The 19193-nt window shown below is 55.6% G+C and carries 22 protein-coding genes, 1 pseudogene and 1 other annotated feature (1 of these 24 cut by a window edge); of the genes and pseudogenes, 15 read left to right on the top strand and 8 right to left on the bottom strand.

Annotation, left to right across the window (positions count from 1 at the left end; genetic code table 11):
- Nucleotides 1-100, top strand: a sequence feature (Trp leader region); it begins 2 nt to the left of the window's first position.
- A gap of 23 nt (nt 101-123) precedes the next feature.
- From ACO6VX_RS04195 to ACO6VX_RS04170, 6 genes and pseudogenes are all read left to right on the top strand, one after another.
- A complete protein-coding gene (locus ACO6VX_RS04195; protein ID WP_010670253.1) occupies nt 124-1689 on the top strand; it encodes an anthranilate synthase component 1 in 1566 nt (521 codons plus the stop codon).
- Nucleotides 1689-3283, top strand: a pseudogene (trpD, locus tag ACO6VX_RS04190) (bifunctional anthranilate synthase glutamate amidotransferase component TrpG/anthranilate phosphoribosyltransferase TrpD). The gene ACO6VX_RS04195 and the pseudogene trpD overlap by 1 nt, the downstream one beginning before the upstream one ends.
- A 2-nt stretch (nt 3284-3285) precedes the next feature.
- Entirely contained in the window at nt 3286-4647 is a 1362-nt protein-coding gene (gene trpCF, locus ACO6VX_RS04185; RefSeq protein ID WP_182500072.1) for a bifunctional indole-3-glycerol-phosphate synthase TrpC/phosphoribosylanthranilate isomerase TrpF, read from the top strand.
- Between the two features lie 46 nt (nt 4648-4693).
- A complete protein-coding gene (gene trpB / locus ACO6VX_RS04180; protein WP_010244436.1) occupies nt 4694-5884 on the top strand; it encodes a tryptophan synthase subunit beta in 1191 nt (396 codons plus the stop codon).
- Nucleotides 5884-6687, top strand: coding sequence for a tryptophan synthase subunit alpha (trpA, locus tag ACO6VX_RS04175; protein WP_010244433.1), 804 nt, complete (start codon nt 5884-5886; stop codon nt 6685-6687). The genes trpB and trpA overlap by 1 nt, the downstream gene beginning before the upstream one ends.
- Before the next feature lie 149 nt (nt 6688-6836).
- Complete coding sequence (locus ACO6VX_RS04170; RefSeq protein ID WP_010244430.1) at nt 6837-7151, top strand: BON domain-containing protein; 315 nt, start codon at nt 6837-6839, stop codon at nt 7149-7151.
- A gap of 56 nt (nt 7152-7207) precedes the next feature.
- On the opposite strand, the gene ompW is transcribed toward ACO6VX_RS04170, so the two are convergent.
- On the bottom strand, nt 7208-7843 hold the full coding sequence (gene ompW / locus ACO6VX_RS04165) for an outer membrane protein OmpW (protein WP_029519099.1): 636 nt from the start codon (nt 7841-7843) through the stop codon (nt 7208-7210).
- A 249-nt stretch (nt 7844-8092) separates the two neighbouring features.
- Between ompW and ACO6VX_RS04160 the strand changes: the two genes are divergently transcribed.
- Genes ACO6VX_RS04160 through yciA form a run of 4 tightly spaced genes read left to right on the top strand, consistent with a single transcriptional unit; the run spans nt 8093 to nt 10343 of the window.
- Nucleotides 8093-8509 carry a YkgJ family cysteine cluster protein gene (locus ACO6VX_RS04160; protein WP_010670256.1) on the top strand — a complete coding sequence of 139 codons (417 nt, stop codon included), beginning with the start codon at nt 8093-8095 and terminating at the stop codon, nt 8507-8509.
- 27 nt (nt 8510-8536) lie between these two features.
- Nucleotides 8537-9271, top strand: a complete 735-nt coding sequence (locus tag ACO6VX_RS04155) for a YciC family protein (RefSeq protein WP_010244420.1) — start codon at nt 8537-8539, stop codon at nt 9269-9271.
- Nucleotides 9272-9322: 51 nt separating this feature from the next.
- A complete protein-coding gene (locus ACO6VX_RS04150) occupies nt 9323-9862 on the top strand; it encodes a septation protein A (protein WP_010244416.1) in 540 nt (179 codons plus the stop codon).
- A 58-nt stretch (nt 9863-9920) separates the two neighbouring features.
- Entirely contained in the window at nt 9921-10343 is a 423-nt protein-coding gene (yciA, locus tag ACO6VX_RS04145; RefSeq protein WP_010244413.1) for an acyl-CoA thioester hydrolase YciA, read from the top strand.
- 36 nt (nt 10344-10379) lie between these two features.
- On the opposite strand, the gene tonB is transcribed toward yciA, so the two are convergent.
- A complete protein-coding gene (gene tonB, locus ACO6VX_RS04140; RefSeq protein WP_422457738.1) occupies nt 10380-11135 on the bottom strand; it encodes a TonB system transport protein TonB in 756 nt (251 codons plus the stop codon).
- Between the two features lie 197 nt (nt 11136-11332).
- Between tonB and ACO6VX_RS04135 the strand changes: the two genes are divergently transcribed.
- Together ACO6VX_RS04135 and ACO6VX_RS04130 are read left to right on the top strand one after the other, a co-directional pair.
- Nucleotides 11333-11629, top strand: a complete 297-nt coding sequence (locus ACO6VX_RS04135) for a YciI family protein (RefSeq protein WP_010244407.1) — start codon at nt 11333-11335, stop codon at nt 11627-11629.
- A gap of 77 nt (nt 11630-11706) precedes the next feature.
- The gene (locus tag ACO6VX_RS04130; RefSeq protein ID WP_284672204.1) at nt 11707-11892 is read left to right on the top strand and encodes a hypothetical protein; all 186 of its coding nucleotides are present in this window, start codon (nt 11707-11709) and stop codon (nt 11890-11892) included.
- Between the two features lie 226 nt (nt 11893-12118).
- Here ACO6VX_RS04130 and ycgZ read toward each other — a convergent pair whose 3' ends face one another.
- A complete protein-coding gene (gene ycgZ / locus ACO6VX_RS04125; RefSeq protein WP_010244401.1) occupies nt 12119-12361 on the bottom strand; it encodes a regulatory protein YcgZ in 243 nt (80 codons plus the stop codon).
- A 448-nt stretch (nt 12362-12809) separates the two neighbouring features.
- On the opposite strand from ycgZ, the gene ACO6VX_RS04120 reads away from it, so the two are divergent.
- Nucleotides 12810-13037 carry a hypothetical protein gene (locus ACO6VX_RS04120; protein WP_228312651.1) on the top strand — a complete coding sequence of 76 codons (228 nt, stop codon included), beginning with the start codon at nt 12810-12812 and terminating at the stop codon, nt 13035-13037.
- Nucleotides 13038-13091: 54 nt separating this feature from the next.
- Here the strand turns inward: ACO6VX_RS04120 and ACO6VX_RS04115 are convergent, their stop codons facing one another.
- Nucleotides 13092-13265 (bottom strand): YciY family protein, encoded by a 174-nt coding sequence (locus ACO6VX_RS04115; RefSeq protein WP_003853917.1) that lies wholly within the window; start codon nt 13263-13265, stop codon nt 13092-13094.
- 170 nt (nt 13266-13435) lie between these two features.
- Here ACO6VX_RS04115 and cls point away from each other — a divergent pair, with 170 nt between their 5' ends.
- Nucleotides 13436-14896, top strand: coding sequence for a cardiolipin synthase (gene cls / locus ACO6VX_RS04110; RefSeq protein ID WP_010244396.1), 1461 nt, complete (start codon nt 13436-13438; stop codon nt 14894-14896).
- Between the two features lie 45 nt (nt 14897-14941).
- A complete protein-coding gene (locus ACO6VX_RS04105; RefSeq protein WP_003853921.1) occupies nt 14942-15265 on the top strand; it encodes an HI1450 family dsDNA-mimic protein in 324 nt (107 codons plus the stop codon).
- A gap of 48 nt (nt 15266-15313) precedes the next feature.
- On the opposite strand, the gene oppF is transcribed toward ACO6VX_RS04105, so the two are convergent.
- From oppF to oppB, 4 genes are read right to left on the bottom strand one after another with little or no spacing between them, the layout of a single operon-like run.
- Nucleotides 15314-16315, bottom strand: a complete 1002-nt coding sequence (gene oppF, locus ACO6VX_RS04100) for a murein tripeptide/oligopeptide ABC transporter ATP binding protein OppF (RefSeq protein ID WP_010244389.1) — start codon at nt 16313-16315, stop codon at nt 15314-15316.
- Nucleotides 16312-17325, bottom strand: a complete 1014-nt coding sequence (locus ACO6VX_RS04095) for an ABC transporter ATP-binding protein (protein ID WP_010244386.1) — start codon at nt 17323-17325, stop codon at nt 16312-16314. The genes oppF and ACO6VX_RS04095 overlap by 4 nt, the downstream gene beginning before the upstream one ends.
- A gap of 11 nt (nt 17326-17336) precedes the next feature.
- On the bottom strand, nt 17337-18245 hold the full coding sequence (gene oppC, locus ACO6VX_RS04090; RefSeq protein ID WP_010244382.1) for an oligopeptide ABC transporter permease OppC: 909 nt from the start codon (nt 18243-18245) through the stop codon (nt 17337-17339).
- 14 nt (nt 18246-18259) lie between these two features.
- A complete protein-coding gene (gene oppB, locus ACO6VX_RS04085) occupies nt 18260-19180 on the bottom strand; it encodes an oligopeptide ABC transporter permease OppB (RefSeq protein WP_422457735.1) in 921 nt (306 codons plus the stop codon).
- Between the last annotated feature and the right edge of the window lie 13 nt (nt 19181-19193).

The raw sequence follows: 19193 nt of genomic DNA, 5'->3' as shown, positions 1-19193 counted from the left end.
CGGTTGGCGCGATGTTCCCGAAAACGGGCGACAGGGTCGTGCACACTTTGCGTAAACGCTGTGCTAATACCTGAGCCCGCCACCGAGCGGGCTTTTTTTTGAGCGAAATTCAGAGAAATCATCATGCCAAATGCGAAACCTACAGTGAAGTTGATTACCGGCACCGCACCCTACCGCGAAGATCCGGCCGCAGTGTTTCACCAGCTGTGCGGCGCACGTCCGGCAACCCTGCTGCTTGAATCCGCTGACATCGACAGCAAGCGCAACTTAAAAAGCCTGCTGATTGTCGACAGCGCGCTGCGCGTCAGCGCAATGGGCAACAATGTCACCGTTCAGGCGTTGTCAGAAAATGGCCGCGCCCTGCTGCCGCTGCTGGATGAGGCCCTGCCTGCGTCGGTCAGCAATCAGGTTCGTCCCGATGGACGCGAGCTGACTTTTCCGCAAAGCACCGACCATCAGCAGGATGAAGATTCCCGCCTCAAGGCCCTGTCGGTGTTTGATGCTTTGCGTCTGATTCCACAACTGGTCAACTCCCCTGCCGATGAGCGCGAAGCCGTACTGCTGGGTGGCCTGTTTGCTTATGATCTGGTTGCCGGTTTTGAAACCCTGCCGGAGCTGGATAATCAGCAACGCTGCCCCGACTACTGTTTTTACCTGGCAGAAACCTTACTGGTGATCGATCACCAGACCCGCAGTGCGCGTCTGCAGGCCAGCCTGTTCTGCCCATCCACCAGCGAGTTCCAGCGCCTGCAGCGCCGCATCGAGCAGTTGCACGGCCAGATGCTGCAACCGGCACCGGCTCTGCCGGTCCAGCCGGTAGAACAGATGACGCTGACCACCAGCCAGAGTGATGAAGAGTATTGCGACGTAGTACGCACACTTCAACAGGCGGTTCGCATCGGCGAAATTTTCCAGGTCGTGCCGTCACGTCGCTTCTCGCTGCCGTGCCCGTCGCCGCTGGCTGCTTATGAGACACTGAAAAACAGCAATCCCAGCCCCTACATGTTTTTCATGCAGGATCAGGATTTCTCATTGTTTGGCGCGTCGCCGGAGAGTTCGCTGAAGTATGACGCCACCTCCCGTCAGATTGAGATCTACCCGATTGCCGGTACCCGCCCGCGTGGCCGCCATGCTGATGGCTCACTGGACCGCGATCTCGACAGCCGCATTGAGCTGGAGATGCGTACCGACCATAAAGAGCTGGCTGAGCATCTGATGCTGGTGGATCTGGCGCGTAACGATCTGGCGCGTATCTGCGTGCCCGGCAGCCGTTACGTGGCTGACCTGACCAAAGTCGACCGCTACTCGTTTGTGATGCATCTGGTTTCCCGCGTGGTGGGTACGCTGCGCGCGGATCTCGATGTGCTGCACGCTTATCGTGCCTGTATGAACATGGGCACGCTGAGCGGAGCACCAAAAGTTCGCGCCATGCAGTTGATTGCCGGGGCTGAACGCACCCGTCGCGGCAGCTACGGCGGCGCGGTGGGCTACTTCACCGCCCAGGGCGATCTCGATACCTGTATCGTTATCCGCTCCGCCTATGTAGAAGATGGCGTCGCCACCGTTCAGGCGGGCGCTGGTGTGGTGCTGGATTCTAATCCGCAGGCTGAAGCTGATGAAAGCCGCAACAAAGCGCGCGCCGTACTGCGCGCTATCGCGACTGCCCATCACTGCAAGGAGATCTTCTGATGGCCGATATTCTGCTGCTCGATAACATCGACTCTTTTACCTATAACCTGGTTGATCAGCTGCGGACCTTTGGTCACAACGTGGTGATTTACCGCAACAACCTGCCCGCCGAACTGCTTATTGAACAGCTGCAGCGGATGGAGAACCCGGTGCTGATGCTCTCTCCAGGTCCCGGCGCGCCAAAAGATGCTGGCTGTATGCCGGAGCTGCTGCGGGTGCTGCGTGGTCGTCTGCCAATTATCGGTATCTGTCTGGGTCACCAGGCGATTGTCGAAGCCTATGGCGGCCATGTGGGCCAGGCAGGCGAGATCCTGCACGGCAAAGCCTCTTCAATCGACCATGACGGCGAGGCGATGTTTGCCGGTCTGAGCAATCCGCTGCCGGTGGCGCGCTATCACTCGCTGGTGGGCAGCAACACGCCGGAAGAGCTGACGGTGAACGCCAGTTACAACGGGATGGTGATGGCCGTTCGCCATGAAACCGATCGCGTATGCGGGTTTCAGTTCCATCCTGAATCGATTTTGACTTCTCAGGGCGCGCGCCTGCTTGAGCAGACGCTGGCCTGGGCGCTGGCGAAGTAACAGGGAGAATAAACATGCAACAGACACTGGAAAAACTTTACCAGGCGCAGACGCTGAATCAGGCTGAGAGTCATCAGCTGTTCAGCGCCATCATTACCGGACAGCTGGAGCCAACGCAGCTCGCTGCCGCGCTGATCGCCATGAAAGTGCGCGGTGAAACGCCGGAAGAGATCGCCGGAGCCGCCACCGCACTGCTGGAAGATGCCAAACCTTTTCCCCGCCCTGATTATGCGTTTGCCGACATTGTGGGCACCGGCGGCGATGGCAGTAACAGCATTAATATCTCGACTGCCAGCGCCTTTGTCGCTGCGACCTGCGGTCTGAAAGTGGCGAAGCACGGCAACCGCAGCGTCTCCAGCAAATCGGGCTCCTCCGATCTGCTGGCCGCATTTGGCATCAATCTCGATATGCCTGCTGACCGGGCGCGCCAGGCGCTGGACGATCTGAATGTCTGCTTCCTGTTTGCGCCGCAGTATCACACCGGTTTTCGCCACGCGATGCCGGTCCGCCAGCAGCTTAAGACCCGTACGCTGTTTAACGTGCTGGGCCCGCTGATCAACCCGGCACGCCCGCCACTGGCAGTGATTGGCGTTTACAGCCCGGAACTGGTGATGCCGATTGCCCAGACGCTGAAAGTGCTGGGTTATCAGCGCGCGGCGGTGGTTCACGGTGGCGGAATGGATGAGGTGGCGCTGCACGACGTGACCCATGTGGCCGAACTGCGTGAAGGTGAAATTACGCGCTATCAGCTCTCGCCAGAGGACTTTGGTTTTGGCTTCCATCCCAAAGAGGCGCTGGCGGGCGGCACGCCGGAAGAAAATCGTGACATTCTGACCTCTTTACTCCAGGGTAATGGCCAGCAGGCCCATGAGGAGGCCGTCGCCGTCAACGTGGCGATGTTGCTTAAAGTATTCGGTCAGGAAGATCTGCGTGAAAACGCACAGCAGGCGCTTAACGCCATCCGCAGCGGACAGGCTTATGAGCGTGTTGTCGCACTGGCAGCAAGAGGATAATCATGAAAGGCACCGTGTTAGAAAAAATTGTTCAGGACAAAGCGATTTGGGTTGAAGCCCGTCAGCAGCAGCAGCCTCTCTCAACCTTTCAGAACAGCATTGAACCTGCCAGCCGTCATTTCTACGACGCGCTGCAGGGTGCAAGAACCGCGTTTATCCTGGAGTGTAAAAAGGCCTCTCCTTCGAAAGGCATTATTCGCGAGGATTTCGATCCAGCCGCCATTGCCGGGGTCTACCGCCACTACGCTTCCGCGGTATCTGTGCTGACCGATGAGAAATATTTTCAGGGCGACTTCGCCTTTCTGCCGATTGTCAGCGCGGCCATCACCCAGCCGGTGCTGTGCAAAGATTTTATCATCGACCCTTATCAGATCTATCTGGCCCGTTACTACCAGGCGGATGCGATTCTGCTGATGCTGTCAGTGCTGGATGATGAGCAGTATCGTCAGTTGGCCGCCGTGGCGCACAGCCTGAAGATGGGCATTCTGACTGAAGTGAGTAATGAAGAGGAACTGGAGCGGGCTATCGCGCTGCAGGCCAAAGTCGTGGGTATCAACAACCGCGATCTGCGTGACCTCTCTATCGATCTTAACCGCACGCGTCAGCTGGCACCGCGCCTGTCACACGGCGTCACGGTAATCAGCGAATCAGGCATTAACAGCTATGCCGATATTCGCGAGCTGAGCCACTTTGCCAACGGCTTCCTGATTGGTTCTGCACTGATGGAAGAAGCCGACCTGACCGCAGCGGTGCGTCGGGTCACGCTGGGCAGCAATAAAGTGTGCGGCCTGACCCGTGCCGAAGATGCGCGCGCCGCCTATGAAGCCGGGGCAATCTATGGTGGTCTGATCTTCGCGGAAGGTTCCCCACGCCAGATTGACACCGCTACGGCGCAGACCGTTATCGCTGCGGCGCCGCTGCGCTACGTCGGCGTGTTCCGCAATGCCGCTATAAGTGACATTGTCACGCAAGCCGGTGCGCTTTCACTCTCTGCGGTGCAGCTGCATGGTAACGAGACGCCGGAGTTTGTAGCTGAACTGCGTGCGGCTCTGCCAGCTGAGATTCAAATCTGGAAGGCGCTGCGCATTGAAGGCACCTTACCGGCGCGCGACTGGCCTCATGTTGACCGTTATGTGTTTGATAATGGCGACGGCGGAACCGGACAGCGTTTCGACTGGTCGCTGTTGCAGGGGCAGACGCTCAACAACGTGCTGCTGGCCGGTGGCCTGAGCGCGGATAACTGTGTTGAAGCCGCGCAGCTCGGCTGTGCCGGACTGGACTTCAACTCTGGCGTGGAAAGCGCGCCTGGCATCAAAGATGCCCGTAAAATTGCCGCTGTGTTTCAGACACTGCGAGCCTACTGATTTGCCTGGCCTGCTCAACGGCGGGCCCGAGAAAGGAAGATAAAAAATGACGTTACTTAATCCCTACTTTGGCGAATTTGGCGGAATGTATGTTCCGCAAATCCTGATGCCAGCCCTGCGCCAGCTGGAACAGGCGTTTGTCGACGCCCAGAAAGATCCTGAGTTTCAGGCCGAGTTTACCGACCTGCTGAAGAACTATGCGGGTCGCCCTACCGCCCTGACGCTGTGCAAAAACCTGACTAAAGGCACCAAAACCCGCCTCTATCTTAAGCGTGAAGATCTGCTGCACGGTGGCGCGCACAAGACCAACCAGGTGCTGGGTCAGGCGCTGTTAGCCAAACGCATGGGCAAAAACGAAATCATTGCCGAAACCGGTGCGGGTCAGCACGGCGTAGCTTCAGCGCTGGCCTGTGCGCTGCTGGGCATGAAATGCCGCATCTATATGGGCGCAAAAGATGTGGAGCGTCAGTCACCCAACGTCTTCCGTATGCGTCTGATGGGCGCAGAAGTGATCCCGGTGCACAGCGGCTCCGCCACGCTGAAAGATGCCTGTAATGAAGCACTGCGCGACTGGTCTGGCAGCTACGAGACATCACACTATATGCTCGGCACCGCAGCGGGTCCGCATCCCTTCCCGACGATTGTGCGTGAGTTCCAGCGCATGATTGGCGAAGAGACTAAAAAGCAGATTCTGGAAAGAGAGGGTCGTCTGCCCGATGCGATCCTCGCCTGTGTGGGCGGCGGCTCCAACGCCATCGGCATGTTTGCCGACTTTATCGATGAGACCAGCGTGAAGCTGATCGGCGTAGAGCCTGCGGGCCACGGCATTGAGACCGGCGAGCATGGCGCGCCGCTCAAGCACGGTCGCGTCGGCATCTACTTCGGTATGAAATCGCCGATGATGCAGACCCATGATGGCCAGATTGAGGAGTCTTACTCGATCTCTGCCGGCCTCGACTTCCCGTCGGTAGGCCCGCAGCATGCGCACCTGAACAGCATCGGTCGTGCGGAATATGTCTCCATCACCGATAACGAAGCGCTGGCCGCCTTTAAACAGCTCTGTCGCGATGAAGGTATCATTCCGGCGCTGGAGTCATCCCACGCCCTGGCGCACGCGATGAAGATGATTCAGGCTGAGCCGGAAAAAGAGCAATTGATTGTGGTCAACCTCTCTGGCCGCGGCGACAAAGATATTTTCACCGTTCATGACATTTTGACAGCGCAGGGAGAAATCTGATGGAACGTTACAATCAACTGTTTACGCGTCTGTCAGCGAATAACGAAGGGGCTTTCGTTCCTTTCGTTACGCTGGGCGATCCGTCACCGGAGCTTTCACTGCGCGTGATTGATGCCCTGGTTGAAGGAGGCGCGGATGCACTGGAGCTGGGTATTCCCTTCTCCGATCCCCTTGCAGATGGCCCGACCATCCAGAATGCGACGTTACGCGCCTTTGCGGCGGGCACCAACACCAGCCAATGCTTTGAAATGCTGGCCACTATCCGCCGTAAGTATCCGGATCTGCCGATTGGATTGCTGATGTACGCCAATCTGGTCTTCACCAACGGTGTGGATGAGTTCTATGCCCGTTGTGCAGAGGCGGGTGTGGATTCGGTGCTGGTGGCGGATGTGCCCGTTGAAGAGTCCGCGCCCTTCCGTCAGGCGGCGCTGCGTCATGGCATAGCACCCATCTTCATCTGTCCGCCTAACGCCAGCGATGAGCTGCTGCGCGAGATCGCTTCACACGGACGGGGTTACACCTACCTGCTGTCGCGCGCGGGCGTGACCGGTGCTGAAAACCGCGCCAGCCTGCCGTTGCAGCATCTGATCGACAAGCTGCGTGAATACCATGCAGCCCCGCCGCTGCAGGGCTTTGGTATCTCTGAGCCTGAACAGGTTAAGGAAGCGATCGCCGCGGGCGCTGCGGGCGCGATCTCCGGCTCTGCGATTGTCAGAATCATCGAAAAACATCATTCAGAGCCTGAGGTGATGCTGAGCGAGCTGAAGAACTTTGTCAGCCGTCTTAAAGCCGCCAGCCGTTAATCCTGCCAGCATGCCTTATCGCGCGATAAGGCATGATTTGTTTCCTTTTTTTTCATTCCCCCATTTGCCCTTTTTGCAAAATCTGCACCACAATGACAATGCGCCGTTACGGTAACGTCGCATCCATTTTGTGACAGGGAGAGAAAGCAATGAAATTCGTTAAACTGCTGACAGGTGCTGTACTGGCGGGCGTGGTTGCGCTGACACTGAGCGCCTGTGCGCCAACCGCAACCAAAGAGGGAACCGGTGGCTATATTGATGACACTGTGGTGACCACAAAAGTTAAAGGTGAACTGCTGAAAGATGACTCGCTGAAATCAACTGAAATCAACGTAGAAACCTTTAAAGGTAAAGTTCAGCTGAGCGGTTTTGTTTCATCACCACAGATGGCTAACCGTGCCGTTCAGGTTACGCGCAGCGTGGCGGGCGTGAAGTCCGTTGTTAACAATATGCAGATCAAATAACGTCTTAACAGACAAAAAAGGCCGCTGATTCAGCGGCCTTTTTATCATCTTTATCATCAGAAACGGTAACCCGCTCCGAAGAAGAAGACCCAGGGATCGATGCGCATATTGATATTCTGCTGCTCGCCACCCGCTTTAAACTTCACTTCCGTATCAATATCCATGTACCACACCGACGCATTCAGCATCCAGTCACGGTTAATCTGATAATCCAGACCGACCTGACCCGCCACACCCCAGGAATCCTTCACGCTGAGATCGGTCAGGCCCGCATCGCGGCCCGTCTGGTTGAAATCGGCATCGTAAAAGGTGGTGTAGTTGATACCCACGCCAACGTAAGGACGCGCTTTGCTCTTGCTGTCAAAGAAGTAGTACTGCGCCATCAGCGTAGGCGGTAACTGGCGTACCGTTGCCAGTGTTCCGGTCGGGCCCAGGCCCACTTTGTGACGGAACGGTGTGGCGGCCAGTAATTCGACACCAATGTTGTCCGTTGCCATGTAAGTAAAGGTCAGGCCCAGCTGCGTGTCGTTGGATGCGCTGAACTCGCCCATCCCTAACACATTATCCGAACCTTCGGTGGGCCGGACGGTGGCACTACCGGCACGCATAAAGAAGTCGCCTGCTTCGTGGGCCATCGACAGTTGCGGAAAAGCCAGAGCCAGCAGCATCGCGCATTTTGCCAGTTTCATCATCACTCCTTTGCTTAATGTTAATGTCGCGAACGTCATCGCTTTTTGCTGGCAAATATTTAACGTGATTTACAGAAAATTGCACTCTGTACCCTTCAGATAAATTACTTAAAAAACAATGAATTGATTTAGATCAATTTCGGCTCAGGCTGGCGCAGCAAAATTCCCCTTGCTGAATAATTTCGCCAGGCCTATTTTGCTTATCTTCTCTGGTGATTTTGGTTCGATGCCCTGGGAGGGGCGGGTGATCAAATGAGTGAAATAACTAACCCTTGTGTCAGCTGTGGCGCCTGCTGCGCCCATTTCCGCGTCTCATTTTACTGGGCCGAAGCCGATGATGCAGGCGGCCCGGTGCCGACCGCATTAACCGAACCGCTCAGCCTGTTAATGCGCAATATGCGTGGAACGAACGATCGCGCGCCGCGCTGCGTTGCCCTTGAAGGCGACATTGGCGGCTGTGTCTCCTGCGGAATTTACGAACAACGTCCGACGCCCTGTCGGGAATTTTCGATGTCGGGCGAAGCGGGTATCCACAATGAAGCCTGCGATCGCGCCCGCGCCCGGTATGGTCTTCCCGCCCTTTTTTCTCCATCTTTACCTGTCATGACAGAAAGTTATGCCGCAGCGGGTGCCCGCGAGCTGTCAGAACATGTACAATCGCCGGGTTAATTAACCCGGTTCCTCAAAGGAGTGTACATGTCTATCACGGCAAGCTCGTTATACCGTGACACAGGAAATTTCGCGCGCCATCAACTGGCTACGGTGCTGTTGATGTCGCTGCTGGCCGCTTTTATCACCGTCATGCTGGTGCATGTGCTGACGCCAGGTGCCGATCAGATGGCCCTCCTGCAACAGGGTGACGATAGCGCCGGTTCGCTGTTTGAGATGGTGCAGAATATGTCACCGGAACAGCAGCAGGTGCTGCTGCGCGCCTCGGCGGCCAGCACCTTCGCTGCGCTGATGGGGAACACGCTGCTGCTTGGCGGAATGCTCTATCTGATCCCGATGGTCTCTTCCGGCCAGCGTGTCAGTGCGTTGCGGGCGATTGGTGCTTCAGCGCCGCTGCTGCCAAAGCTGCTGCTGCTCACCTTCCTGATGACGCTGGTGGCGCAACTGGGCTTTATGGTGCTGGTGGTGCCAGGCATTCTGCTGACGATTCTGCTGTCGCTGGCTCCGGTGATGGTGGCCAGTGAGAAGATGGGTGTCTTTGCCGCCATGCGGGCCAGCATGCGGATGGCGTGGAAGAATGTGAAGCTGATTGCCCCCGCTATTCTGCTCTGGCTGCTGGCCAAAGTGGTGGTGATGCTGTTCTTCTCTTCGCTGACGGTTTTACCGCTGAATGTCTCGTCGGTGATTTTCACCGCGGCAGGCAATGTGGTTTCGGCGATGTTGATTATCTATCTTTATCGGCTCTATATGCTGTTACGTTGATTGACGATGTGCCTTCGGGCACATTTGCAGCCAACTCTGAATGGAAAAACTATGAAGCAGCTACTCGACTTTCTTCCCCTGGTGGTCTTTTTCATCTTCTACAAGCTGTATGACATTTTTGTCGCCTCGGGCGCGCTGATTGTCGCGACCGGTCTGGCGCTGGTTGTCAGCTGGGTGCTCTATCGCAAGCTGGAAAAGATGACGATTTTCACCTTTGTGCTGGTGGCGGTTTTTGGCACCCTGACGCTGGTGTTCCACAACGATGAGTTCATTAAGTGGAAAGTCACGGTTATCTACAGCCTGTTTGCCGCCGCCCTGCTCTACAGCCAGTGGTTTATGGAGCAGACGCTGATTCAGCGCATGCTGGGCAAAGAGCTGCAGCTGCCCGACGCGGTCTGGCGCCGGCTCAACGTTGCCTGGGCGCTGTTCTTCTTTATCTGCGGCCTGGTAAACATCTATGTCGCCTTTTGGTTATCTCAGGCGTTTTGGGTTAACTTTAAAGTGTTCGGTCTCTCCGGTCTGACCTTACTGTTTACCCTGCTCAGCGGGCTTTACATCTGGCGACAGATGCCGCAGCAGGAACAAAAATAATCATCTGCCCGGTCCGCCGGGCATTTTTTTAGCATTCACCTGCATAGAAGTGGAAGCAATGGGCGAAAAACATACATTGCCGAAAGGCGAAATGGTGCTGCGTACGCTCGCCATGCCAGCAGATACCAACGCCAACGGCGATATTTTTGGTGGCTGGCTGATGTCACAGATGGATATGGGTGGCGCTATCCTGGCGAAAGAGATCGCTGAAGGACGCGTGGTGACGGTTCGCGTCGACGGCATGTCATTTATGAAGCCCGTCGCGGTGGGCGATGTGGTGAGCTGCCATGCGAGCTGTCTTCGTACCGGCAACAGTTCCATGACGATTAATGTGGAAGTGTGGATAAAAAAAGTGTCGTCTGAGCCGATTGGACAAACTTACATTGCGACGGAAGCGGTGTTTATTTATGTGGCGGTCGACAATGAGGGTAATTCCCGTCCTCTGCCAGCCGGTCGCGCCAACCAGCAACCCGGCGAATGAAAAACAGGTCAGGCTGTTTCAGCCTGACCTGACGCTTTATTCCAGGCTGGCCCCACCATTAATCTTAAACACGATATTCATGGTCAGACCCTGCCCAGGCTTTCCTTTCTCATAGCGCCAGGTTTTCATCGCCTGCTTAACGCCCCGCTCAAACATATTGCTCGGCTGAGCAGAGAGGATCTGAATGTTATCCACTCGTCCGTCACTATCCACATCAAACTTCACCCGCACCCGTCCTTCTATCCGCAATGCCAGCGCGCGCTGAGGATAACCAGGTTTACTCACGGTAAGAGCTTTTGGGCCGGTTGAGGCCGATGAGGTGGGTGACGGCGTAGATTTTGGCGCCGTGGTCGGTTTGTTCTGCGTCGCCGGGGCTTCCTGCTTAAACGGATCGGCCTGCGGTTTGCTCTCCTGACGCGGCTTCACCTCGCGTTTAGGCTCCTCCCGCTTGTGCTCTGGTTTCGGTTTGGGCTTTGGCTTAGGCTCAGGTTTGGGAATCGGCACCGGCTCCGCTTTCGGCGGTTCGGGCACGGGCTGAGGTTCCGGCACCGGTTCAGGTTCTGGCTGAGGTTCTGGCTGTGGCGCAGGCGGCTCCACGATGGCCGGTGCAGGCTCAGGCTGAACTTCAGGGGCAACCATGGTAACGCTGATGGGCTGCGACGCTTTGGGCACCTCAATCACCTGCTGGAATGAAGCATACAGAATTCCGGCTATCACGGCCCCATGCAAAGCAACAGACAACAACATGGAGACAGGCGTGCGTTTAGGTAATGGCATAGTCAGCGTGGTCATAACAGTCGCAGTGATTGAATGAAGCAGCGATTTTAAATGCAAATAGCAATCAGTTTCAATAACTCCCGCCATCCCGCCTGAAGAAAAGCGCTTTTTAGCCCTTTATGCTGAGCCTTTCACCACTCTGAGGTTTCGTTTGCACTCTGAGGGGCAATCCCTTAACGTGTTGCGAAATTCTGGTTAATGGGAGTTCCTTAGTGCTTTACGTCATTTATGCAGAAGATACTGCAGATTCACTGGAAAAACGTAACGCCGTGCGCCCTGCCCATCTGGCACGGCTCAAACTGCTGCAGGAAGAGGGACGCCTGATCATTGCAGGCCCGATGCCTGCTGTCGACAGCAACGATCCTGGTGTAGCGGGCTTTACCGGCTCAACCGTGATTGCTGAATTCCCGTCATTAGAAGAAGCACAATCCTGGGCACAGGATGATCCCTACTTCGCCGCGGGCGTCTATAAGCAGGTTTCGGTTAAGCCGTTTAAACGCGTCTTCTGATCGTGACTCAGCATTGAAAATGGCTTCTGTGCCAGGCACAGAAGCCATTTTTATTTTGATCGTTCAAGAGAGGAAAGATGCAGATAATCATTCTGGGGCTATTGGCCATTATCGCTTTACTGATCGGAAGCGCGGTTTATCTCTGGCGAACTCAGGGCTGGCGTAATAAAATGCAGTGGATTGTCATGCTGATCGTGCTGGCGGCGGCACTGCAGCTGGTGAACGTCACGCTGATGATGACGACACAACGTCTCGCTGGTTAATCAGACCTGAGGTTTCATTGCGACAGAGCAGCACATCACTCTCTGTCGCAGCAACCGGCCGGTCTGAATATTCTGCCTCGCGAATAAACGCAGCGACCAATTGATCTTAATAAATTAAAGCGTTGTTCTGAACGACATTGATAATAAACCGGCAGTACACCGGCCTGGTCTTTCAGTAATACACGCTCTCTTTAATATCCCGCCACTGGCTATTTTCAGCGATGAGTTAACCGCGATCCAGAATCAGGCCAATCAGCGCATGATAGTGCTGTTCTTCTTCCGGGCTGGTGACATGCTGTAAACGGCCAATCAGTTTTGAGCAGATCGCTTTACGATTCAGACTACGACCCGAACTGATAATTTCCGTCACGACGGAGCCAAGAATGGCCTGTTGTGAGGGCTGCGCGGCGCTGTGTAAATACGCGGAGATGTCAGAGACTGAAGCGGGAATACGAACGTTAGTCTGCATGGTTGACCCTCATAGGATTCATTTAAGATTAATAACCGATGCGATAAAGTTATACAACAACGAGCTATCTGTACAGATATTTAGCTTAAAAAATCAGATCGTTTTGTTTTAATGAGAACAAACCCATAAATAACAGCACATTACAACACTGTAAAGTTGTACAACTTTTTAGCCTGCTGTTTTTATCCTGTTAATATTTCCTCTTTAGTCCGCGCCTGCATGACCTGTTTTACTATTAAAAAATGATCTTTCCGTCCTTTTTTTAGTATTAAAGAGGAATTATCTCGCAGAGCTGTCTACATTTACCCCTTGTGAGTTGAACTTCTGAATGGATGCACAGCACAGTCGCGGGCACATTATGCATAAAACTTATTCTGGCCAGTCCCTTACATTGCTCGACCCGCTGTTATCCCGGCTCCTTTCTATTGTTGACCCCAAAATAGAAGTAATGAGTGGTTACCCTGCTAATTGCTCAGTGTGGCTCACTGTCTATTATCAGCGTAAATCGCGTCAGTGGTCTTACGAATGGTACGATCGTGTGGGTTACCACAGGCCGACTGAGCTGGGCAGCTCAATGGAATGTCTGATGCGCGAAGTCAGCGATCGTGGCGCGTCGCATCAGGAGCACCTGATAGCGCGACGGGCGATGGCAGAATCGGTTTTTTTTGAAGCCTGATTTGAAGTCTGAATAGCCTGCTTTGTCCGACAGGCTGAATTCACCGGGCTTTCGCTATATTATCTGCGTAATAAACAGAATCGAACGACGCTGCTGTTGTGCCAGCTGATGGCGAATGCAGTGGATACGCTTATACCGCCGCGACTGCCCTTCCAGCCAGCGTGAGCGGCGGCGATGCACCTGCCGTAACATTCTCCAGCGCGCCACTTCATTTCTGCTTCGTTTCATCACTTCCTCTCTGACGTCATACACACGAGATATACGCGAGGGCATTATAGAGATCTCTGCGGTAATGCCAAATCGGATCCTTCATCGAGGATGTCCGGGATAAAGGGTTCCGTTAGCCGTCATCTGCACGTAAACTTGCCGGACGAAAGCGCGAACGGGATGTCCACTTTATGACCACTTTTTATACCCTGATCAGCTGGTTGCTGGTGTTTGGTTACTGGCTGCTGATCGCCGGGGTTACGCTGCGCGTGTTGATGAAGCGACGGGCAGTGACATCCGCGATGGCCTGGCTACTGGTTATCTATATTCTGCCGCTGGTCGGGATTATCGCTTATCTCTCTTTTGGCGAACTCCATCTGGGTAAACGTCGTGCGGAGCGCGCCCGCACCATGTGGCCATCCACTGCCCGCTGGCTTACTGACCTTAAGCAGTGCCGTGAAATTTTTGCCACCGAACACAGCGACGTTGCGCGTTCGCTGTTTGAGCTTTGCTACCATCGTCAGGGCATCGCCGGGGTTAAGGGCAACCAGTTGCAGCTGCTCACCAGCGCCGACGACGTGATGCAGGCGCTGATTCGTGATATCCAGCTGGCCCGCCACAACATTGAGATGGTGTTCTATATATGGCATCCCGGCGGTCTGGCGGATGAAGTGGCGGAATCGCTGATGGCGGCATCACGCCGTGGCGTTCATTGCCGTCTGCTGCTCGACTCTGCGGGCAGTGTTACCTTTTTCCGCAGCCCCTGGGTCGGCATGATGCGCAATGCCGGAATCGATGTGGTGGAAGCGTTGCAGGTCAGCCTGCTGCGCGTCTTCCTGCGACGGATGGATCTGCGTCAGCACCGCAAAATCGTACTCATTGATAACTACATCGCTTATACCGGCAGCATGAACCTGGTCGATCCGCGCTTCTTCAAACAGAGCGCGGGTGTCGGTCAGTGGATTGACCTGATGGCGCGAATGGAAGGCCCGGTTGCCACCGCGATGGGGATTGTTTTCAGCTGCGACTGGGAGATAGAGACCGGCAAACGCATTTTACCACCGCCGCCCGATCGCAACATTATGCCGTTTGAACAGGAGAGCGGCCACACCGTGCAGGTGATCGCCTCCGGCCCCGGCTTCCCGGAAGATATGATCCATCAGGCGCTGCTGACTGCGGTCTATTCGGCACGTGAACAGTTGATCATGACCACGCCCTACTTAGTGCCGAGCGACGATCTGCTGCATGCTATCTGTACGGCGGCGCAGCGTGGCGTCAATGTCAGCGTGATTGTGCCTCGTCACAATGACTCGCTGCTGGTTGGCTGGGCCAGCCGCTCCTTCTTCAGTGAGTTGCTGGAAGCGGGCGTGAAAATTTATCAGTTTGAAGATGGCCTGCTGCACACCAAAAGCGTGCTGGTCGACGGACAACTGAGCCTGGTGGGAACCGTGAATCTCGATATGCGCAGTTTATGGCTGAATTTTGAAGTGACGCTGGTGGTTGATGATGCGGGTTTTGGCAGCGATCTCGCCTGTGTGCAGGATGACTATATCGCCCGTTCCCGCCTGCTGGATGGCAAGCGCTGGGCAAAACGTGCCTGGTGGCAACGCATCGTCGAACGACTGTTTTACTTCTTCAGTCCTTTACTGTAAAACGAGCCAGATTGTGTAAATGGCCGCAGGCCGACAGGACAGACTATGGATTTAAATAATCGCCTTACCGAAGATGAAACGCTGGAACAAGCCTACGATATTTTTCTCGAACTGGCAGTCGACAATCTTGATCCGGCAGACGTCATTCTCTTCAATCTGCAGTTCGAAGAGCGCGGTGGCGCAGAGCTGTTCGATCCCTCTGAAGACTGGAAAGATCATGTCGATTTCGACCTGAACCCGGACTTCTTCGCCGAGGTGGTGATTGGGCTGGGTGAAGCGGACGGTGAACCGATCACCGACGTCTTTGCTCGCGTGCTGCTGTGCCGCGAGAAAGACCACAAGCTTTGTCATATCCTGTGGCGTGAGTAAGCGTCAGATTTGATAAGAAAACGCCGGGCGATTGCCCGGCGTTTTGCATTATAGCGGGTCGACTTTCAGACAGGAGACCGCGTGATTGAAGCTGCCTTCCAGCAGCGGCCGGGTTTTCGCACACTCCGGACCGGCAATCGGACAACGGGTGCGGAACACGCAGCCTGATGGCGGATTGATCGGCGACGGCAGCTCCCCTTCCAGCAGCTGAATCTGCTTGTTCTTCTCCTTGTCCGGATCGGGAATCGGCACCGCGGACATCAGCGCACGGGTATAAGGATGCTGAGGATTGCTGTAGACCTCTTTGTAGGTACCCAGCTCCACCGCATGCCCCAGATACATTACCAGCACCCGGTCAGAGATATGTTTCACCACCGCCAGATCGTGCGCAATGAAGATCAGTGATAAGCCCATTTCGCGCTGCAGCTGCTGCAACAGGTTAACCACCTGGGCCTGAATTGAGACGTCCAGTGCGGAGACCGGCTCATCACAGATAATCAGCTTTGGCTCCAGAATCAGCGCGCGGGCGATACCGATACGCTGACACTGACCGCCCGAGAACTCGTGCGGATAGCGGTTAATCAGGTTAGGCAGCAGCCCCACCTTCATCATCATATTTTTAACGCGGTCTTTCACTTCCTGACGCGCCATTTTTGGATGATAGGTACGCAGTGGCTCTGCGATAATATCGCCGATGGTCATACGCGGGTTCAGCGACGCCAGCGGATCCTGGAATATCATCTGGATATCGCTTCGCGCCTTGCGCCACTCCTCTTCACTTTGCCCCAGCAGATCACGGCCTAACCAGGCGACCCGACCTTCGGTCGCCTTCACCAGCCCGATAATGGCGCGCGCCAGGGTCGATTTACCACAGCCAGACTCGCCTACCACGCCCAGGGTTTCCCCCTCATACAGACGCAGGCTGACACCATCGACTGCTTTCAGGGTTTTTGATGGCTGCCAGAACCACTGCCTGCCATCTTTGATGTCGAAATGCACCTTGAGGTCGGCGATTTCCAGTAACACTCTTTTTTCAGCTACGGTGCTCATACTAACTCCTCCACCGGCTTAAAGCAGGCGCGCAGACGGCCTTCGCCAAAGGGTTCCAGCGGTGGTGCCTGGGTGCAGATATCCATAGCGTGCGGGCAACGCGGCTGGAAGGGGCAGCCCTGCGGCAGACGCAGCAGGTTGGGTGGATTACCCGGAATCGTCGTCAGGCTTTCCCCTTCCGCATCCAGACGCGGCACCGCATTAAGCAGACCAATCGAGTAAGGATGTGACGGCTGATAAAAGACATCGCGGGCACGGCCATACTCCATGGTGCGTCCGGCATACATCACCAGCACTTTGTCGCAGATCCCTGCCACCACACCCAGATCGTGGGTGATCATGATAATGGCGGTGTTGAACTCGCGCTTGAGGTCGTTGAGCAGCGTCATAATCTGCGCCTGGACGGTAACATCCAGCGCAGTGGTCGGCTCGTCGGCAATCAGCAGTTTGGGACGGCACAGCAGCGCCATGGCGATCATGACGCGCTGACGCATACCGCCGGAGAACTCATGCGGATACATCTTCATCCGCTTGCGCGCTTCCGGCATTTTCACCGCATCCAGCATTCTCACCGACTCTTCAAACGCCTGCGCGTTGTTCATCCCTTTATGCAGCTTAAGCACTTCCATCAGCTGCTCGCCCACCCGCATATAGGGGTTCAGCGAGGTCATCGGGTCCTGGAAAATCATCGCAATCTGTTCGGCGCGCAGTTTATTGAGCTTGTTCTCGGGCAGATTCAGGATCTCTTTGCCATTGAACATCGCCGAACCGCCAATGCGGCCATTTTTCGCCAGCAGCCCCATCAGGGCAAAGGCGGTTTGTGACTTGCCGGAACCGGACTCACCGACAATGCCCAGCGTCTCACCGGCGCGCAGCGAGAAGTTCAGGTCGTTAACGGCGGTAACATCACCATCGTGCGTGCCAAAGGTAACGCGTAAATCTTTGACCGTAAGTAGCTGTTCGCTTCCCGCGCGGGCCGCCATTGCTGGCTGGAATTCATGAATAGTCATCGGGAAACTCCTTAACGATCTTTCGGGTCGAGGGCATCACGCAGGCCATCGCCGATAAAGTTGAAACAGAACAGCGTGACCACCAGGAAGCCTGCCGGATAGAGCAGCAGCCACGGCGACACTTCCATCGAGTTTGCCCCGTCGCTGAGGAGTGCGCCCCAGCTGCTCAGCGGCTCCTGCGTACCCAGTCCCAGGAAGCTCAGGAAGGATTCAAACAGGATCATGCTCGGCACCAGCAGCGAGGCGTAAACCACTACCACGCCCAGCACGTTCGGCACGATGTGGCGCACCACGATTTTCCAGGTCGATACCCCACCCACATGGGCCGCTTCGATAAACTCTTTGCGCTTCAGGCTCAGCGTCTGGCCGCGCACAATACGCGCCATATCGAGCCACGAAACCATGCCGATGGCGGCAAAAATCAGCAGGATATTGCGACCAAAGAAGGTCACCAGCAGGATCACGAAGAACATAAACGGGAAGGAGTTAAGGATTTCCAGAATACGCATCATCACCGAGTCTGTTTTGCCGCCGAGATAGCCAGCAATCGAGCCATAGAGCGTCCCGACAATCACCGCGATCAGCGCAGAAGCCACGCCCACCATCAGCGAGATCCGGCCACCGATAGCCACACGTACCAGCAGGTCACGACCCGAAGAATCAGTGCCGAACCAGTGACCAGAGGTGGTATCGGGCGGCGAGGACATCATAGCCCAGTCGGTATCGTCGTAAGTGAACTGCGCCAGCATCGGCGCAAAGATCACGAACAGGGTGATCAGGAACAGCACCAGCAGGCTGATGGAGGCAGCGCGGTTATGAATAAAACGACGACGCGCGTCCTGCCAGAGACTACGCCCTTCTACTTCCAGCTTCTCACTGAACGCATCAAGAGCTTCGCTGTTTTTCTTACTTAACATCATGGCGAACTCCGCAATCAGTAACGAATTTTGGGATCGATAACGGCATAGAGCACGTCAACAATCGCGTTGAATACGATGGTCAGCAAACCCACCAGAATGGTCAGGCTCATCACCAGTGAGTAGTCACGGTTCAGGGCGCCGTTCACAAACAGCTGACCGATGCCCGGCAGACCGTAGATCGACTCAATCACCATCGACCCGGTGATGATGCCGACAAATGCCGGTCCCATGTAGGAGATCACCGGCAGCAACGCCGGTTTCAGTGCATGACGCATTACAATGCGGCGCAGCGGTAAGCCTTTGGCGCGCGCGGTGCGGATAAAGTTGGAGTGCATCACTTCAATCATCGATCCACGGGTGATACGCGCGATACTGGCGATGTAAGCCAGCGACAGCGCCACCATCGGCAGCAGCATGTAGTTCCACTGCCCGCCATTCCAGCCGCCGCCCGGCAGCCACTTCAGAGTGATGGCGAACAGCAGAACCAGCAACGGCGCGACCACGAAACTGGGTATCACCACGCCGGTCATTGCCACCCCCATCACCGCAAAATCCCACAAGCTGTTCTGTTTGAGCGCAGCGATAACTCCGGCCGTGACGCCAAGTATCACCGCCAGCAGAAACGCGGCCAGCCCAAGTTTGGCCGAGACCGGGAACGCATGCGCGACCAGGTAGTTGACCGAATAATCTTTGTATTTAAAGGATGGGCCGAAGTCACCGTGCGCCAGCTGCACCAGGTAATCGACATACTGCTTACCGATAGGATCGTTGAGGTGATATTTCGCCTCAATGTTGGCCATCACTTCCGGTGCCAGGGTGCGCTCGCCGGTAAACGGGCTGCCGGGCGCCAGGCGCATCATAAAGAAGGAGATGGTAATCAGGACGAACAGCGTCGGTAGCGCTTCAAGCAAGCGACGCAGGATGAATTTTAACATTGCCGTACCTACC

Origin of the sequence: Pantoea sp. BJFS-204 (assembly GCF_049310725.1) — a bacterium.
GTDB lineage: Bacteria > Pseudomonadota > Gammaproteobacteria > Enterobacterales > Enterobacteriaceae > Pantoea > Pantoea agglomerans.
Note: the sequence above shows the minus strand (reverse complement) of the source record. Positions and strands in the feature narration are given on the sequence as shown.

Bases quoted from the DNA above. Each gene is read 5' to 3' on its own strand.
- ACO6VX_RS04195 (WP_010670253.1), top strand. From the start codon at position 124: ATGCCAAATGCGAAACCTACAGTGAAGTTGATTACCGGCACCGCACCC.
- trpCF (WP_182500072.1), top strand. From the start codon at position 3,286: ATGAAAGGCACCGTGTTAGAAAAAATTGTTCAGGACAAAGCGATTTGG.
- trpB (WP_010244436.1), top strand. From the start codon at position 4,694: ATGACGTTACTTAATCCCTACTTTGGCGAATTTGGCGGAATGTATGTT.
- trpA (WP_010244433.1), top strand. From the start codon at position 5,884: ATGGAACGTTACAATCAACTGTTTACGCGTCTGTCAGCGAATAACGAA.
- ACO6VX_RS04170 (WP_010244430.1), top strand. From the start codon at position 6,837: ATGAAATTCGTTAAACTGCTGACAGGTGCTGTACTGGCGGGCGTGGTT.
- ompW (WP_029519099.1), bottom strand. From the start codon at position 7,843: ATGATGAAACTGGCAAAATGCGCGATGCTGCTGGCTCTGGCTTTTCCG.
- ACO6VX_RS04160 (WP_010670256.1), top strand. From the start codon at position 8,093: ATGAGTGAAATAACTAACCCTTGTGTCAGCTGTGGCGCCTGCTGCGCC.
- ACO6VX_RS04155 (WP_010244420.1), top strand. From the start codon at position 8,537: ATGTCTATCACGGCAAGCTCGTTATACCGTGACACAGGAAATTTCGCG.
- ACO6VX_RS04150 (WP_010244416.1), top strand. From the start codon at position 9,323: ATGAAGCAGCTACTCGACTTTCTTCCCCTGGTGGTCTTTTTCATCTTC.
- yciA (WP_010244413.1), top strand. From the start codon at position 9,921: ATGGGCGAAAAACATACATTGCCGAAAGGCGAAATGGTGCTGCGTACG.
- tonB (WP_422457738.1), bottom strand. From the start codon at position 11,135: ATGACCACGCTGACTATGCCATTACCTAAACGCACGCCTGTCTCCATG.
- ACO6VX_RS04130 (WP_284672204.1), top strand. From the start codon at position 11,707: ATGCAGATAATCATTCTGGGGCTATTGGCCATTATCGCTTTACTGATC.
- ycgZ (WP_010244401.1), bottom strand. From the start codon at position 12,361: ATGCAGACTAACGTTCGTATTCCCGCTTCAGTCTCTGACATCTCCGCG.
- ACO6VX_RS04120 (WP_228312651.1), top strand. From the start codon at position 12,810: ATGAGTGGTTACCCTGCTAATTGCTCAGTGTGGCTCACTGTCTATTAT.
- ACO6VX_RS04115 (WP_003853917.1), bottom strand. From the start codon at position 13,265: ATGAAACGAAGCAGAAATGAAGTGGCGCGCTGGAGAATGTTACGGCAG.
- cls (WP_010244396.1), top strand. From the start codon at position 13,436: ATGACCACTTTTTATACCCTGATCAGCTGGTTGCTGGTGTTTGGTTAC.
- ACO6VX_RS04105 (WP_003853921.1), top strand. From the start codon at position 14,942: ATGGATTTAAATAATCGCCTTACCGAAGATGAAACGCTGGAACAAGCC.
- oppF (WP_010244389.1), bottom strand. From the start codon at position 16,315: ATGAGCACCGTAGCTGAAAAAAGAGTGTTACTGGAAATCGCCGACCTC.
- ACO6VX_RS04095 (WP_010244386.1), bottom strand. From the start codon at position 17,325: ATGACTATTCATGAATTCCAGCCAGCAATGGCGGCCCGCGCGGGAAGC.
- oppC (WP_010244382.1), bottom strand. From the start codon at position 18,245: ATGATGTTAAGTAAGAAAAACAGCGAAGCTCTTGATGCGTTCAGTGAG.
- oppB (WP_422457735.1), bottom strand. From the start codon at position 19,180: ATGTTAAAATTCATCCTGCGTCGCTTGCTTGAAGCGCTACCGACGCTG.